General features: G+C 72.2%; 12 protein-coding genes and 1 pseudogene. 8 read left to right on the plus strand and 5 right to left on the minus strand.

The genetic code is table 11. From position 1 onward, the window contains the following. The first annotated feature begins 11 nt into the window (after positions 1 to 11). The 5 genes and pseudogenes from Q0863_RS08175 to cysA all read left to right on the plus strand — a co-directional run. Entirely contained in the window at positions 12 to 1,499 is a 1,488-nt protein-coding gene (locus Q0863_RS08175; RefSeq protein WP_298577128.1) for a porin, read from the plus strand. A gap of 26 nt (positions 1,500 to 1,525) precedes the next feature. Next, positions 1,526 to 2,545 carry a sulfate ABC transporter substrate-binding protein gene (locus Q0863_RS08180; RefSeq protein ID WP_298577130.1) on the plus strand — a complete coding sequence of 340 codons (1,020 nt, stop codon included), beginning with the start codon at positions 1,526 to 1,528 and terminating at the stop codon, positions 2,543 to 2,545. 103 nt (positions 2,546 to 2,648) lie between these two features. Continuing rightward, on the plus strand, positions 2,649 to 3,515 hold the full coding sequence (gene cysT / locus Q0863_RS08185; RefSeq protein ID WP_298577131.1) for a sulfate ABC transporter permease subunit CysT: 867 nt from the start codon (positions 2,649 to 2,651) through the stop codon (positions 3,513 to 3,515). After that, complete coding sequence (cysW, locus tag Q0863_RS08190) at positions 3,508 to 4,368, plus strand: sulfate ABC transporter permease subunit CysW (protein WP_298577133.1); 861 nt, start codon at positions 3,508 to 3,510, stop codon at positions 4,366 to 4,368. The genes cysT and cysW overlap by 8 nt, the downstream gene beginning before the upstream one ends. Before the next feature lie 166 nt (positions 4,369 to 4,534). Beyond that, a pseudogene (gene cysA, locus Q0863_RS08195) lies at positions 4,535 to 5,398 on the plus strand (sulfate ABC transporter ATP-binding protein); the annotation flags it as partial. Between the two features lie 276 nt (positions 5,399 to 5,674). On the opposite strand, the gene Q0863_RS08200 reads toward cysA, so the two are convergent. Together Q0863_RS08200 and Q0863_RS08205 are read right to left on the minus strand one after the other, a co-directional pair. Next, entirely contained in the window at positions 5,675 to 7,084 is a 1,410-nt protein-coding gene (locus tag Q0863_RS08200; protein ID WP_298577136.1) for an FAD/NAD(P)-binding protein, read from the minus strand. 222 nt (positions 7,085 to 7,306) lie between these two features. Continuing rightward, the gene (locus Q0863_RS08205; RefSeq protein ID WP_298577138.1) at positions 7,307 to 8,710 is read right to left on the minus strand and encodes a mannose-1-phosphate guanylyltransferase/mannose-6-phosphate isomerase; all 1,404 of its coding nucleotides are present in this window, start codon (positions 8,708 to 8,710) and stop codon (positions 7,307 to 7,309) included. 75 nt (positions 8,711 to 8,785) lie between these two features. Between Q0863_RS08205 and Q0863_RS08210 the strand changes: the two genes are divergently transcribed. Next, complete coding sequence (locus tag Q0863_RS08210) at positions 8,786 to 9,802, plus strand: phosphotransferase (RefSeq protein ID WP_298577140.1); 1,017 nt, start codon at positions 8,786 to 8,788, stop codon at positions 9,800 to 9,802. A gap of 9 nt (positions 9,803 to 9,811) precedes the next feature. Next, positions 9,812 to 10,510 (plus strand): N-acetylmuramate alpha-1-phosphate uridylyltransferase MurU, encoded by a 699-nt coding sequence (gene murU / locus Q0863_RS08215; protein WP_298577142.1) that lies wholly within the window; start codon positions 9,812 to 9,814, stop codon positions 10,508 to 10,510. A 71-nt stretch (positions 10,511 to 10,581) separates the two neighbouring features. On the opposite strand, the gene hda is transcribed toward murU, so the two are convergent. From hda to Q0863_RS08230, 3 genes are read right to left on the minus strand one after another with little or no spacing between them, the layout of a single operon-like run. Then, positions 10,582 to 11,292 (minus strand): DnaA regulatory inactivator Hda, encoded by a 711-nt coding sequence (gene hda, locus Q0863_RS08220; protein ID WP_298577144.1) that lies wholly within the window; start codon positions 11,290 to 11,292, stop codon positions 10,582 to 10,584. A gap of 8 nt (positions 11,293 to 11,300) precedes the next feature. Then, a complete protein-coding gene (locus tag Q0863_RS08225; RefSeq protein WP_298577145.1) occupies positions 11,301 to 12,497 on the minus strand; it encodes an AI-2E family transporter in 1,197 nt (398 codons plus the stop codon). A 17-nt stretch (positions 12,498 to 12,514) separates the two neighbouring features. Next, on the minus strand, positions 12,515 to 13,570 hold the full coding sequence (locus Q0863_RS08230) for a DUF2066 domain-containing protein (RefSeq protein WP_298577147.1): 1,056 nt from the start codon (positions 13,568 to 13,570) through the stop codon (positions 12,515 to 12,517). A 163-nt stretch (positions 13,571 to 13,733) separates the two neighbouring features. Here Q0863_RS08230 and purM point away from each other — a divergent pair, with 163 nt between their 5' ends. Next, positions 13,734 to 14,792, plus strand: a complete 1,059-nt coding sequence (purM, locus tag Q0863_RS08235) for a phosphoribosylformylglycinamidine cyclo-ligase (protein ID WP_298577793.1) — start codon at positions 13,734 to 13,736, stop codon at positions 14,790 to 14,792. Positions 14,793 to 14,796 lie beyond the last annotated feature (4 nt).

The following is a 14,796-nucleotide window of genomic DNA, read 5'->3' on the forward strand; positions in this document are numbered from 1 at the left end:
GAGGAAACGCCATGCAACTGTCCGAACCCGCCTTCCTAGGCGCCCGGCGACCCCGCCCTCCGCGCCGCGGCCTGCTCACGCTGGCCCTGCTGGCCCTGCTCCCGGCCACGGCCGCCGCGCAGGACGCCGCCCCCACTCCCGAACAGGTCGCCGAGCGCCTGCGCATCGTCGAACGCCGGCTGGGCATCGCTCCGTCCGACGGCGTCGCACCAGGCGACTTGGCCGAACTCGACCGCCGCCTGCGCGCGATCGAGCTGGGCCTGGACGAACGCGACCGCCAGGGCGCGCTCGCCGCCGCCCCTGCGGCGCCCGCCGCCGAGGCCAGGCCACAGCCCACCGTCACCCTGGCCGCCGACAAGGGCGCCTCGATCCGCAGCGCCGACGGCTCGGTGCAGCTCAAGCTCGGCGTGCTGGCCCAGGCCGACCACCGCCTCTTCATCGACGACGATCAGCGCCCGCAGAACGACACCTTCCTGTGGCGCCGCATCCGCCCGACCCTGGAAGGCAGCTGGGGCGAGCTGGTGGGCTTCCGCGTCACCCCGGAGTTCGCCGGCGACAGCGCCTCGATCGTCGACGCCTACGTCGACCTGAAGTTCAGCCCGGCCGCCACGTTGCGCGTGGGCAAGGTCAAGGGGCCGGTGGCGCTCGAGCGCCTGCAGAGCGGTTCCGCGACCGCCTTCATCGAGCGCGGCTTCCCGACCGAGCTGGCGCCCAACCGCGACATCGGCCTGCAGCTGCAGGGCGCGCTGGCGACGTCGAAGGTCAATTACGTCGTCGGCGTGTACAACGGCGCGCCGGACGGCCGCGACAGCCCGACCACGAATCCGGACGACGACTTCGAATTCGCCGGGCGCGTGTTCTTCGAACCGTGGAAGGGCGGCGACGGCGCGCTGTCCAGCCTGGGCTTCGGCATCGCCGCCAGCGCCGGCGACAAGCACGGCGCCGGCAACAGCTTCCTGCCGCGCTACCGCTCGCCCGGCCAGTCCACGTTCTTCAGCTACCTGGCCAGCGTCGCCGCCGACGGCGAACACACGCGCTGGTCGCCGCAGGCCTACTGGTACGCCGGCCCGGTGGGCGTGCTGGGCGAATACATCCGCTCGGGGCAGGAAGTGGTGGAGACCACGTCCGGCGGTCGCGCCTCGCTCGACCACAGCGCCTGGCAGCTCACCGGCAGCTGGGTGCTGACGGGCGAGAAGGCCGGCTACCGCGGAGTCAAGCCCGACAACCCGTTCGCCCCCGGCAAGGGCGGCTGGGGCGCGTTCGAGCTGGTCGCCCGCTACGGCGAGCTGGACGTGGACGACGCCGCCTTCCCGCTGTTCGCGTCGCCCTCGGCCTCCGCCTCGGAGGCCACCGCCTGGACCCTCGGCCTCAACTGGTACCCGACCGGCAACCTCAAGCTGGTGGCCAACTATGCGCACGCCAGCTTCGACGGCGGCGCCGCCGGCGGCGACCGCGAGGACGAGACGACCTTCTTCACGCGCGCCCAGTTCTCCTTCTGACCTTCCCCCATTCGAGAGCCCACGCCATGAACACCAGGATCCGCAACGTGCTGTTGGCCACCCTGCTGCTCGGACTCGCCGCCACCGGCAGCGCTGCCGCGCAGGACGTCGAACTGCTCAACGTCTCCTACGACCCCACGCGCGAGCTGTACGCCGAGTTCAACGACGCGTTCGCCAGGAAGTGGAAGGCGGACACCGGCCAGACCCTGACCGTCCGCGCCTCGCACGGCGGCTCGGGCAAGCAGGCGCGCTCGGTGATCGACGGCCTGGAGGCCGACGTCGTCACCCTCGCCCTGTCCGGCGACATCGACGCGATCGCGCAGAACACCAGCCTGCTGGCGAAGGACTGGCAGTCGCGCCTGCCCAACAACAGCTCGCCCTACACCTCCACCATCGTGTTCCTGGTGCGCAAGGGCAATCCGAAGAACATCCAGGACTGGGGCGACCTGGCCAAGCCCGGCATCGGCGTGATTACGCCCAACCCCAAGACCTCGGGCGGCGCGCGCTGGAACTACCTGGCCGCCTGGGCCTGGGCCTCGCGCGAGTACCGCAAGGGCGACCTGGTGGTGGACTACCTGAAGAAGCTGTTCGCCAACGTGCCGGTGCTCGACACCGGCGCGCGGGGCTCCACCACCACCTTCGTCGAGCGCGGCATCGGCGACGTGCTGCTGGCCTGGGAGAACGAGGCCCTGCTGACCCTGGCCGACGGCGACACCGCGGCGAAGTTCGAGATCGTCTTTCCCAGTCTCAGCATCAAGGCCGAGCCGCCGGTGGCCGTGGTCGACGGCAACGTCGCCAGGCGCGGCACCCGCGAGGTGGCCGAGGCCTATCTGCAGCACCTGTACTCGCCCGAGGGCCAGCGCCTGGCCGCCAAGCACCACTACCGCCCGTCGCGGCCGGAGTCGGTGCCGGCAAGCGCGATCGCGCACTTCAAGCCGATCCCCCTGGTGACGATCGACGAGGCCTTCGGCGGCTGGGCCAAGGCGCAGCAGCTGCACTTCGCCGACGGCGGCTTCTTCGACCAGATCTACCGCCCCCGCCCGTGAGCCGGTTCGCGCCGGCCGGACATGATGCGGCGGGGACCTCCCCGCCGCATCCGTGCCGGAGGCCCCGCCGCATCGCGACTCCTTCCCCACGACGTTCCCCACGATGAGCACCCTGACCCTTCCCTCCCTGTCGCGACCCCGCTGGCGCCGCCCGTTGCCCGGCCTGGGCCTGAGCCTGGGGCTGGGCATGGCCTGGCTGGGCGTGGTGGTGCTGCTGCCGCTGGCCGCGCTGACCTTCCGCGCGGCGGGGCTGGGCGGCGACGGCTGGCTGCGCGCGATCCAGGACGAGCGCGTGCAGGCGGCGCTGAAGGTGAGCTTCGGCACCGCCTTCGCCGCCGCGCTGATCGCCTCGCTGGCCGGCGCGCTGGTGGCCTGGGTGCTGGTGCGCTACCGGTTCCCGGGCCGGCGCCTGCTCGACGCGCTGGTCGACCTCCCGTTCGCATTGCCGACCGCGGTCGCCGGCATCGCATTGACCGCGATCTACGCGCCCAACGGCTGGCTCGGCCGGTACCTGGAGCCGCTGGGCATCCAGGTCGCCTACCAGCCGGCCGGCATCGTGATCGCGCTGGTGTTCATCGGCCTGCCGTTCGCGGTGCGCACGGTACAGCCGATCCTCGAATCGCTGGGCCATGAGCAGGAGCAGGCCGCCGCCTCGCTGGGCGCCTCGCGCCTGACCACGCTGCGCCGGGTGGTGCTGCCGGAGCTGCTGCCGGCGCTGCTGACCGGGTTCTCGCTGGCCTTCGCAAGGGCGCTGGGCGAGTACGGCTCGGTGATCTTCATCGCCGGCAACAAGCCCTACGAGACCGAGATCGCGCCGCTGCTGATCACCATCCGGCTGGAGGAGTACGACTACAACGGCGCGATCGCGCTGGCGGCGCTGATGCTGGCCGCCTCGTTCGCCTGCCTGCTGGCGATCAACCTGATCCCGCTGCTGTTCCGCCACGAGCGCAGGAGCCGCCGCGATGACTGACGCACACGCTGGACACGGGCTGGAGACACCGCCCTGGCTGCGCCGGCTGCTGATCGGCGGCGCGGTCGCGGTGATGGCGCTGCTGGTGGTGCTGCCGCTGCTGATGGTGCTGCTGTCGGCCTTCGGCAAGGGCTTTGCGACCTGGTGGGCCGCACTGACCACGCCCGACGCGATCTCCGCGCTCAACCTGACCCTACTGACCGCGGCGATCGTGATCCCGGTCAACGCGGTGTTCGGCGTGTTCGCGGCCTGGGCGCTGACCCGCTTCGAGTTCGCCGGCAAGCGCGTGCTGCTGGCGCTGGTGGACCTGCCGTTCGCCGTCTCGCCGGTGGTCGCGGGCCTGTGCCTGGTGCTGCTGTTCGGTTCCCAGGGCTGGTTCGCCGACTTCCTGCGCGAGCACGAGATCAGGATCCTGTTCGCGCGCCCGGGCATCGTGCTGGCGACGCTGTTCATCACCTTCCCGTTCGTGGTCCGCGAACTGGTGCCGCTGATGCAGCAGCAGGGCCACGAGGAGGAGGTCGTGGCGCGATCGCTGGGCGCCAATGCCTGGACCATGTTCTTCCGCGTCACCCTGCCCAACATCAAGTGGGGCCTGCTGTACGGCGTGCTGCTGTGCGGCGCGCGCGCGATGGGCGAGTTCGGCGCGGTGTCGGTGGTGTCCGGGCACATCCGCGGACTGACCAACACCCTGCCGCTGCACATCGAGATCCTCTACAACGAGTTCGACAGCACCGGCGCGTTCGCCGTGTCCTCGCTGCTGGCGGGGCTGGCGCTGGTGACGCTGGTGCTGAAGTTCTGGCTGGAGGCGCGCCACGGCGACGCGCTGGCCAAGGCGCACCGGAGGCATGGATGAGCCTGTTCATCCACACGGGCCGTGGCGACGGCGCCAACCCGCACCACAGTCGATGGAGACCATGAACGTGCTGCTGACCCAGGACGACACCCTGCAATCCGCGCGCCGCGGCGCCGAGCCCGAGCCGGTCGATGCGCCGGGCCCCCGAATCGGCGATGATCCGGCCATGAAGTCCCACGGCCACGGCGTCGACCTGCGGATCGAAGGCGTGGCCAAGCGCTACGGCGTGACCGCCGCGCTCGACCATGTCGACCTGCACATCGGCGCCGGTGAACTTGTCGCGCTGCTGGGCCCGTCGGGCTCTGGCAAGACCACCCTGCTGCGCGTGATCGCCGGCCTGCTGCCGGCCGACAGCGGGCGGGTGCTGTTCGGCGAGACCGACGCCACGGAACTGAGCCTGCGCGAGCGCAACGTCGGCTTCGTGTTCCAGCAGTACGCGCTGTTCCGGCACATGACCGTGGCCGAGAACATCGCCTTCGGCCTGCGCAGCCGGCCGCGCTCGAAGCGGCCCGACAAGGCCGCGATCCGCCGCCGCGTCGACGAGCTGCTGGCGCTGATCCAGCTGCCCGAGCACGGCCAGCGCTATCCCGAACAGCTCTCGGGCGGGCAGAAGCAGCGCGTGGCGCTGGCGCGCGCGCTGGCGATCGACCCGACCGTGCTGCTGCTCGACGAGCCCTTCGGCGCGCTCGATGCCAAGGTGCGCGTGGAGCTGCGCCGCTGGCTGCGCCGCCTGCACGACCAGACCGGCCAGACCACGGTGTTCGTCACCCACGACCAGGACGAGGCGCTGGAACTGGCCGACCGCGTGGTGGTGCTGCGCGCCGGCCGCATCGAGCAGGTCGGCACGCCGCGCGAGATCTACGATGCGCCGGCCTCGGCCTACGTGTTCGACTTCATCGGCCGGGCCAGCGTGCTCGAAGGCGCGGTGGCCGGCGGGCGCTTCGGCCCGTCCGGGCTTGCGGCCGGTTTCGAAGCCGGCGACGTCGCCGACGGCCCGGCCAGCCTGTACCTGCGCCCGCACGATGCCCTCATCGGCGCCCCGGGCGAGGGCCTGGACGCGCGCGTGGCGGCGGTGCACCGCAATGCCGACCGGGTCACGGTGGAACTCGAACTGTCCGGACAGCCGCGAGCGCTCGAAGTGGACCTGGTCGCCACTCCCGGCGTGCAGGTGCCCGCGCCGGGCGACGCCGTCGGCGTGCGCCTGCTGCGGTATCGCGTCTACCCGGCGTAAGCCCTGCCCGGCGCCCGCGCGCGCCGCACCCGCCGCTGCAAGGAGCGGTCGGCCGGGCGACGGGCCCGGCCTCGGCTAGCGCATCCGCACCGGCCGGGTGGCGGGCGCCACCTGCGGCGCGGCAAGCGCGCCCGGCCGCGGTTCCGACAGCAGGCGCGCTGCCAGCACGGCCGCCGCGGCCCGCAGTTCGGGCACCGCGGTGATCTCCCACAGCCGGCCGCGCAGCAGCGGGCCCAGGCAGTACAGCCCGCGCACCGCGCTGCCGCTGGCGTCGACCACTTCGAAATCGGCGCTCGCCTCCACCCCCAGCCCCAGCGGATCGGCGCGGACCAGGCCGGCCTCGCGCAGCTGGGTCATGAGCGGATGCGTGGTGCGCTCGACGTCGGTGTCCAGGCCGGTGGCGCGGATCAGGCAGTCGAAGCGCTCCACCTGCGCCTGCGGCTGGCCGCGCTCGCGCAGGACCACGTCGATCGCATCGGCATCGGAGGCCACGCCGGCGCGCAGCAGGCGCGCCGCCCGCACCTGCAGCAGCCCGGACGCCAGCAGGGCCTCCAGTTTGTCCGCGGTCCGCGGCGCCAGCCGGTGACGCAGGACTTCCCAGTACGAGCGCAGGTGGCGCGCGAACCGGCCCCGCTGCACCGGCGAGAGCTGCCGCCAGAACGCCTGCGTGTGCGGGCGCAGGGCGTCAACCAGGGCGCGCCAGTCCGGGACCGCCGCCGCCAGCGGGCGCAGCGCCGCGACCAGCGCGTGCAGGTCGCCCGCGCGCAGCGCATACAGCACCCGCGGCGGCAGCTCCACCGGATCGGACGGACGCGGCAGCTGCGATTGCGGCAGCAGCCCGCGTCGCGAGATCGCGACGATGTCGCCGCGGTGGCCGCGGCGACGCAGGCTCACCACCACGTCCGCCATGGTCAGGCCGGTGCCCACCAGCAGCACGCGCGCCGTCGCCGGAATGCGGTCGATGCCGTCTTCCTGCCAGGGCCAGCCGATGTAGCGCGGGCTGCGCGCCAGGCGCGGGCCCACGCCGCCCAGCCGCTGCGGCGGCAGCGCGCCCGGCGCCAGCACCACGCGGTCGCTGTCGAACCGGCCGCCGTCGCCGAGGTGGACGCGGAAGCCGGCGGGCAGGCGCTCGAGCGCGACGGCCTCCTGGTCGATGCAGGTGAGGTTGGCCGACTCCTCCATCGCCTGCCGGAGCCGCTCGCGCAGGTATTCGCCATAGGCGATCCGCGGCATGAAGCCGTCGCGGCCGCGCTCGCCCAGGCTCAGCCAGTCGGCGAAATCCTGCGGGTTGTCCGGGTCGATGCCGAGATGGCGCGCGCGCACGTTGAGCAGGTGCTCCGGCCGCGCCTCGCCGTAGGCGACGCCGCTGCCGAAGGTGGCGGCCGCGCCGACCAGGCAGACCTCGTGCGCGTCGTCGCGGGTCGAGGCCAGGAGCTGCGCGAGCGCGTTTCCGCTGAAGCCCGCGCCGATGATGGTGATGCGCATGCGCCGTTCCCGGATGGTCCGCGCCAGTTCTAGCAGCCCGCCCGCGCATGTTTGCAAGCGAACGGTTAAGCCGCGCGCGCGATCGCCACGGCGCCCCGGTCGAAGCGCGCAACCGGTTGATCCAACGGGAAAATTCCGCCGCCCCTCCACACATGACGGCGCGGCATGTCGGCATTCGGATCGGATATCGACGCCGATGGCGGCGGAGCGCCGCCGGCGGGGCTAGGAACGGCCGTACACGTCCTCGTAGCGGACGATGTCGTCCTCGCCCAGGTAGTCGCCCGACTGCACCTCGATCAGCTCCAGCATCTCGCTGCCGGGATTCTCCAGCCGGTGCTTGGCGCCCAGCGGGATATAGGTCGACTGGTTGGCGTACAGCTCGAACACGTCGTTGTCGCGGGTGATGCGCGCGGTGCCGCGCACCACGATCCAGTGTTCGGCGCGGTGCTTGTGCGACTGCAGCGACAGCCGCGCGCCCGGCTTGACCTTGATGCGCTTGACCTGGAAGCAGCCGTCCTCCTGGTCGATCGAGTCGTAGCTGCCCCAGGGCCGGTGCACCTCGCGGTGCAGCACCGCGTGGCTGCGCTGGTCGGCCTTGAGCTGCGCGACCACCTCCTTAACCTGCTGCACCCGGTCCTTGCGCGCGACCAGCACCGCATCGTCGGTCTCGACCACCACCAGGTCGTCGACCCCGACCAGGGCCACCAGGCGCCGGGCGTAGGCATAGCTGTTGCGCGAATCGACCGCGATCACGTCGCCGTGGTGGGCGTTGCCATCGCCATCGTGTTCGCTCACCTCCCACAGCGCCGACCAGGAACCCACGTCGTTCCAGCCAATGTCCACCGGCAGCACGCGCGCCCCGGCGGTGTGCTCCATCACCGCATAGTCGATCGAGTCCGAGGGACAGGCGGCAAAGGCCTCGCGGTCGAGACGGATGAAGTCGCCGTCGCGCGCGGCGGCCGAAAAGGCCTGGCGCACGGCGGCCAACATGTCGGGACGCAGGCGTTCGAGCTCGGCGAGATAGCGCGAGGCGCGGAACAGGAACATGCCGCTGTTCCAGAAGTAGCCGCCGCTTTCCAGGTAGGCCTGGGCGGTGGCCGCGTCGGGCTTCTCGACGAAGCGCAGCACCTCGCGCACGCCCTCGCCTTCGGCGGCCTGGATGTAGCCGAAACCGGTTTCCGGCGCGGCGGGCACGATGCCGAACGTGACCAGCGCGCCATTTTCGGCCGCGCCCATTGCTGTGCGCACCGCGGCACGGAAGCCTTCCGCATCGCGGACCACGTGGTCCGAAGGCAGCACCAGCAGCAGCGGATCCTCGCCGCCCGCCATCGCCTGCAGCGCGGCCGCGGCGATCGCCGGAGCGGTATTGCGTCCGACCGGCTCGAGCACGATGTCGGCGCGGTCCACCCCGACCAGCCGCAGCTGCTCGGCGGCCAGGAAGCGGTGTTCCTCGTTGGCCACCACGATCGGCGCCGACGAGGCCAACGGCGCGACGCGGCGCCAGGTCTCCTGCAGCATGGTGTGCTCGCCGGCCAGGGCCAGGAACTGCTTGGGATAGGCCTCGCGCGACAGGGGCCACAAGCGCGTCCCGGACCCGCCCGACAACAACACCGGCTGCAACTTCATCCTGATGATTCTCTCGCCCGAAGATGACGGGCAGTTTACCCTTTGCCCGCCCGGCAGCCGCCGGGAGGAGAGAGCATGATTCAGCCCAGCGCCACGCCAGACCGAGACCAGCAACGCATCGACTGGGTGCGGACCGCGTTGTCCGACCCGCAGGTCTGCCTGGAGCGCGCATCCTTCGATGCGGACTTCCGCAGCTACTGGCGCACCACCGGCCGCACGCCGAGCCTGGTGCTGATGGACGCGCCGCCCGAACTGATGGACGTGCGCCCCTGGCTGGCGATCCGCGACCTGCTGCAGGCCGGCGGCCTGCGCGTGCCTGCGGTGGTGGCGCAGGACCTCGCCCTGGGCTTCCTGCTGCTCGAGGACCTGGGCGTGCAGACCTACCTGCATGCGATCGACGAAGACTGCGCCGATGCGCTGTTCGACACCGCGATGACGCGCCTGGTCGAACTGCAGTCGATCGCGCTGCCGGCGGACTTCCCCGCCTACGACGAGGCGCTGCTGCTGCGCGAGCTGCGGCTGTTCGACGAGTGGTTCCTGGGCGTGCACCTGGGCATCGAACTGGACGAGGCCGAACGCGCGCGCCTGCACGGGGTATACCGCGCGCTGGTCGAGTCCGCGCTCGCCCAGCCGCAGGTGCTGGTGCACCGCGACTACATGCCGCGCAACCTGATGCCCTGTGGCGAGGACGTCGCCATCCTCGATTTCCAGGACGCGGTGCGCGGGCCGATCGCCTACGACCCGGCCTGCCTGTTCAAGGACGCCTTCCTGAGCTGGCCCGAGCCGCGCGTGGCCAACTGGCACGCGCGCTACCACGCCCTGGCCACGCGCGCGGGATTGCCGGTGCCGCCACTCGCGCAGTGGCGCACCGACCTGGACCTGATCGGCGTGCACCGCCACCTCAAGGTGCTGGGCATCTTCGCGCGGCTGAAGCATCGCGACGGCAAGCCCAAGTACCTCGAGGACGCGCCGCGCTTCATCGCCTACCTCGATGCGGTCGTGCCGCGACATCCGCAACTGGCGCCGCTGGCCGACCTCATCGACGCGCGCGTGCGGCCGGCCATGGCACGCCTCGCCGGCGCCATCGCCTGACCCGGCGGCATGAAGGCCCTGATCTTCGCCGCCGGACTGGGCGAGCGCATGCGCCCGCTCACCGACAGCACGCCCAAGCCGCTGTTGCGCGCCGGCGGCAAGCCGCTGATCGCCTGGCATCTCGAGCGCCTGGCCGCGATCGGCGTGCGCGAGGTGGTGGTCAACACCTCGTGGCTGGCGGCGCAGTTCCCCGCCGCGCTGGGCGACGGCGCGGCGTTCGGCCTGCGCATCGCGTACTCCGACGAAGGCCCGGTACCGCTGGAGACCGGCGGCGGCATGCTGCAGGCCCTCGACTGGCTGGGCGAGGCGCCGTTCCTCGCGGTCAACGGCGACATCTGGACCGACTTCGACTTCGCCCGCCTGCCGCGCGAACCCGACGGCGACGTGCACCTGGTGATGGTCGACAACCCGTCGCACCATCCGCAGGGCGATTTCGTGCTGCAGCCGGACGGCCGGCTGCGCGAGGACGGCGGCGAACGCCTGACCTTCTCCGGCATCGGCCTCTACCGGCCGACGCTGCTGGACGACTGGCGCGCGGTGATCGGCGACACCCCCGGCGCCGGCGACGTTCCGCCGCGCTTCCGCCTCGCCCCGCTGCTGCGCGCGGCCATGCGCCGCGGCGCCGCCAGCGGCGAGCACCACGCCGGCGCATGGACCGATGTCGGCACGCCCGAACGGCTGCGCCAGCTGGACGCGACGCTGACCTGAGCGCAGGGCACCAGGAAGCCGCGTTTCCCGCCGGCACCGCAGCCGGCGACAACGACCCGAACCGGCTGGACTCAGCCCTGCGTGGCGCCCAGCACCTCGCGCAGGAACGGCACGGTGATGCGCCGCTGCGCCGCCAGCGAGGCGCGGTCCAGGCGGTCGAGCAGCGCGGTCAGGCCGGACAGGTCGCGGCCTGCGTGGCGCAGCAGCCAGTCGATCGCGGCCGCGTCGACCTGCAGGCCGCGGCGCTGCGCACGCAGGCGCAGCACCTGGCCGCGGCCCGCGTCGTCGAGCCGCTCGAGCACCAGCCGCGTGCACTGGGACAGGCGCGAACGCAGGTCGGGCAGCACCAGCGGGAGCGCGTCGGGCAGCGCCTGGGCGGTGTAGAGCACGCGCCGGCCGGCGTCGTGCATGCGGTTGTGGAAGTGGAACAGGGCGACCTCGTCGTCGCGCTCGCCGGCCACCGCCTCCAGCCCGTCCAGCGCGACCAGGTCGAGTGCGTGCAGCGACTCGAGCGCATCGCCCACGCGTCCGGCGGCACTGGCCAGCGGCAGGTAGCCGGCGCGCGCGCCCGCTGCGTCGGCCTCGGCGCAGGCGGCCAGCGCCAGGTGGCTCTTGCCAGTGCCCGCCGGCCCGGCCAGCAGCAGCGCGCGCTCGCCCGCGCCACCGGCCGCGAACGCGCGCAGCTGCGCGACCAGCGACGCATCGCGCGCATGGAAGGTCTCCAGACGCTGGTCGGGCGGATAGCGCAGCGCCAGCGGCAGCTGCGGCGGGGCGGCCTGCATCGTCACGATCAGGCGTCGCGGTTGCCGCGTTCGTCGCCGGTGGCCTCGCCGATATCGTCCTCGAGCACGATGCCGCCGGGCGCGCGCTGCCCTTCCAGCACGATCTTCGGCCCGTCGCCCGCATACAGGCGGCTTTGCGTGTAGCGCTCGTGGGCGAAACGCAGCAGCACGTTGCCCACCGCCGCCACCGGCAGCGCAATCAGCATGCCGACGAAGCCGAACAGCTGGCCGCCGGCCATGATCGCGAAGATCACCGCTACCGGATGCAGGCCGATGCGGTCGCCGACGATGCGCGGGGTGAGGATGTAGCTCTCGATCAGCTGGCCGACGGTGAACACCACGCCCACCAGCGCCAGCAGCTTGATGTCGAAGCCCTGGGCCTGCACCAGCGCCGCGAGCACGGCCAGCACGATCCCGGTCGCCGCGCCCAGGTAGGGCACGAAGCTGATCAGTCCGGCGATGATCCCGATCAGCAGGCCCAGGTTGAGCCCCACCACCGACAGGCCGATCGCATAGATCGCGCCCAGGGCGAGCATCACGATGAACTGGCCGCGCAGGAACGCACCCAGCACTTCGTCCGACTCGCGCGCCAGCCGCGTGACGGTGCCGATGTGGTCGCGCGGGATCATCGCCGCCACGCGCTCGACCAGCAGGTCCCAGTCGCGCAGGAAGTAGAAGGTCAGGATCGGCAGCAGCACGATGTTGGCGACCCAGGCCAGGAAGGCGAAGCCCGAACTCGACAGGTAGCCGAACAACGTGCTGGCCACCCCGCCCGCCTGCGCCCAGTGCGAGCGCACCAGTTCGAACAGGCGCTGCGGATCGAGCCAGGACGTGATCTCGATCCCGGTGCGCGCCTCCACCCAGGGCAGGGCGGTTTCCATGAACCACTCGCGGTACTGCGGCAGCGCATCGATCAGGGTCACCACCTGGCGCTCGATCATCGGCACCAGGATCAGCACCACCAGCACCACCAGCATCAGCATCAGCACGAAGACCAGGGTCACCGCCACCGGGCGCGAACGGCCGGATGCCTCGAGGCGGTCGACCAGCGGATCGCCGAGCCAGCCCAGCAGCGCGGCCAGCACGAAGGGGGTGAGGATCGGTCCCAGCAGGGCGATCAGCCACAGCACCGCGAAGGCGAGCAGTCCCCATTGCAGGCGCCGCAGGAAGCGCGCGATGTCGAGGGTCGCGGGCGTATCGGACATCGGCTCGGCTCCGTCGGTCAGTGCAGCAGGTAGACCGGCGGGGCCAGTTCGTCGGTGCCTTCGACCTCGAGCAGCACCGCCTCGTCGACCATGCGGCGGAAGCCCGACATCCCGGTCAGCAGGTCCAGTTCGACCTCGAGGCGGTCCGGGCTGGCACGCAGCGGACGGATCGCGCGCACCACCGACATGCGCTGCAGCGCCGCGGACAGGCGCAGGTAATCGCTGCCGCTGCGCAAGCCCGTGAAGACCATGCGCTGGACCACCGGGTCGGCGGGCGCGGTGGCCTTGGCGTAGCGCTTGATGAGCGCGTCGGCCGCGCCGTCCGCGCCGGTGGCCATGGTCCGGCGCGCGTCGCCGCCGGACTCGGACCAGCGCGAGAGCACGCGGCCGTCGTCCACGAAGATCCAGTCCGCCTTCCAGCCCCCGGCGTCGCGGTAGAGCTTGCCGATCAGCTGCATCGGCGGGTTGTAGCGCGAGGACAGGCGCGCGATGGCGGCGGTGTCGCCACGCCAGATCGCGCCCGCCGCGGCCTGCTCGGCGGCGTTGCCCGAGGGCAGGCCGAGGCGGTAGCCGCGCTCGACCGCCCGCTGCAGCAACGGACGCGCCGCGTTGCTCTGCTGGACGCCCACCAGGCGCGGGCCCCTGCCGTCGTCGATCGCCAGCCACAGCACCGGCTTGGGCCGCGGCTGCGGCCACACCGGCAGGCCCAGCGCGGCGGTGAGCGCATCGATGGCCTCGGGCACGAACCGCACCACCAGCATGGTGCGGAAGCTCGGCGCGCCGCTGCTGCCGATGCTCTCGTCCTGGCGATAGTCGAAGCCGTCGACGTAGTCGGCCGCGCGGCGCAGCTCCTGGGCCACGCCGGGACGGCTGGCGATGCCGCGGTCGCCGGACAACTTGGCGAAGACCTGGGCCAGCGCACGCGCATAGCCGGCCGTGCGCTCGGCCTCGGCCTGGGTGCGCACCGGGACCTCGGCTTCGTACAGCCCCTGCGCCTCGGCGCGATCGCCTTCCACGCGCTGGGCAGCCGCGGGCGCCGCCAGCAGCAGCGCCGCCAGGGCCCATCCGATCATCCGTGCACCACGTACAGCCAGTCGCATCCGACGTCCTTCACCGCTCCGGTCGTGGCGGAAATGGTGCCACAAAGCCCTCTCCCCGGCTGCCTGCCGCAGCCGCGCAGGCCGGGCCGCCGCCCGCGCGGCTGCTAGAATCGCGGACCGCCCGGCTGAGCTGCGCATCGTGACTACCCCCTCTTCCGCCCCCACCGGCCTGACCTACCGCGACGCCGGCGTCGACATCGACGCGGGCAACGAAGTCGTCGAACGCATCAAGCCGCTGGTCAAGCGCAGCTTCCGGCCCGAGGTGATGGGCGGGCTGGGCGGTTTCGGCGCGCTGTTCGACCTGTCGGGCAAGTACCGCGAGCCGGTGCTGGTGTCGGGCACCGACGGCGTGGGCACCAAGCTCAAGCTGGCCCAGCAGCTGGGCCGCCACGACACCATCGGCATCGACCTGGTCGGCATGTGCGTGAACGACGTGCTGGTGCAGGGCGCCGAACCGCTGTTCTTCCTGGACTACTTCGCCACCGGCAAGCTCGACGTCGAGACGACGGTGGCCGTGGTCGGCGGCATCGCCACGGGCTGCGAACTGTCGGGCTGCGCCCTGATCGGCGGCGAGACCGCGGAAATGCCGGACATGTATCCGCCGGGCGAGTACGACCTGGCCGGCTTCTGCGTGGCCGCGGTGGAGAAGTCCGAACTGCGCGACGGCGCCTCGGTGCGCGAGGGCGACGTGCTGGTCGGCATCGCGTCCAGCGGCCCGCACTCCAACGGCTATTCGCTGATCCGCCGCATCTACGACCGCGCCGGTCGCCCCGGGTCGCTCGACGTCGGCGGCGTGAGCCTGGCCGACGCGCTGATGGCGCCCACCCGGCTGTACGTCAAGCCGGTCCTGGAACTGCTGCGCGGCGCCCACGGCCCGTCCATCCATGCCATGGCCCACGTCACCGGCGGCGGCCTGACCGAGAACATCGTGCGGGTCGTGCCCGAAGGCCTGGGCGTGGACATCGACGCGTCCTCCTGGACCCTGCCGCCGGTGTTCGAGTGGCTGCAGCGAGAAGGCAGCGTCGCCCGCGAGGAGATGTGGCGCACCTTCAACTGCGGCATCGGCTTCGTGCTGCTGGTCGACCGCGACGCGGTGGCGGGGCTGGGCGGCGAACTGGCGCGGCTGGGCCTGGCGCACTGGCGCATCGGCGAAGTCGTCGCCGCGCGCGACGACGGGCGCGTACGGATCGGCTGAGCAC

This window comes from uncultured Luteimonas sp. (assembly GCF_947492465.1).
Taxonomy (GTDB): domain Bacteria; phylum Pseudomonadota; class Gammaproteobacteria; order Xanthomonadales; family Xanthomonadaceae; genus Luteimonas.

What these genes read in the sequence shown, in the direction of transcription:
- murU (WP_298577142.1), top strand. Translation starts at nt 9,812, where the DNA reads ATGAAGGCCCTGATCTTCGCCGCCGGACTGGGCGAGCGCATGCGCCCG.
- Q0863_RS08205 (WP_298577138.1), bottom strand. Translation starts at nt 8,710, where the DNA reads ATGAAGTTGCAGCCGGTGTTGTTGTCGGGCGGGTCCGGGACGCGCTTG.
- Q0863_RS08180 (WP_298577130.1), top strand. Translation starts at nt 1,526, where the DNA reads ATGAACACCAGGATCCGCAACGTGCTGTTGGCCACCCTGCTGCTCGGA.
- Q0863_RS08175 (WP_298577128.1), top strand. Translation starts at nt 12, where the DNA reads ATGCAACTGTCCGAACCCGCCTTCCTAGGCGCCCGGCGACCCCGCCCT.
- Q0863_RS08225 (WP_298577145.1), bottom strand. Translation starts at nt 12,497, where the DNA reads ATGTCCGATACGCCCGCGACCCTCGACATCGCGCGCTTCCTGCGGCGC.
- cysT (WP_298577131.1), top strand. Translation starts at nt 2,649, where the DNA reads ATGAGCACCCTGACCCTTCCCTCCCTGTCGCGACCCCGCTGGCGCCGC.
- Q0863_RS08210 (WP_298577140.1), top strand. Translation starts at nt 8,786, where the DNA reads ATGATTCAGCCCAGCGCCACGCCAGACCGAGACCAGCAACGCATCGAC.
- hda (WP_298577144.1), bottom strand. Translation starts at nt 11,292, where the DNA reads ATGCAGGCCGCCCCGCCGCAGCTGCCGCTGGCGCTGCGCTATCCGCCC.
- Q0863_RS08230 (WP_298577147.1), bottom strand. Translation starts at nt 13,570, where the DNA reads ATGATCGGATGGGCCCTGGCGGCGCTGCTGCTGGCGGCGCCCGCGGCT.
- Q0863_RS08200 (WP_298577136.1), bottom strand. Translation starts at nt 7,084, where the DNA reads ATGCGCATCACCATCATCGGCGCGGGCTTCAGCGGAAACGCGCTCGCG.
- cysW (WP_298577133.1), top strand. Translation starts at nt 3,508, where the DNA reads ATGACTGACGCACACGCTGGACACGGGCTGGAGACACCGCCCTGGCTG.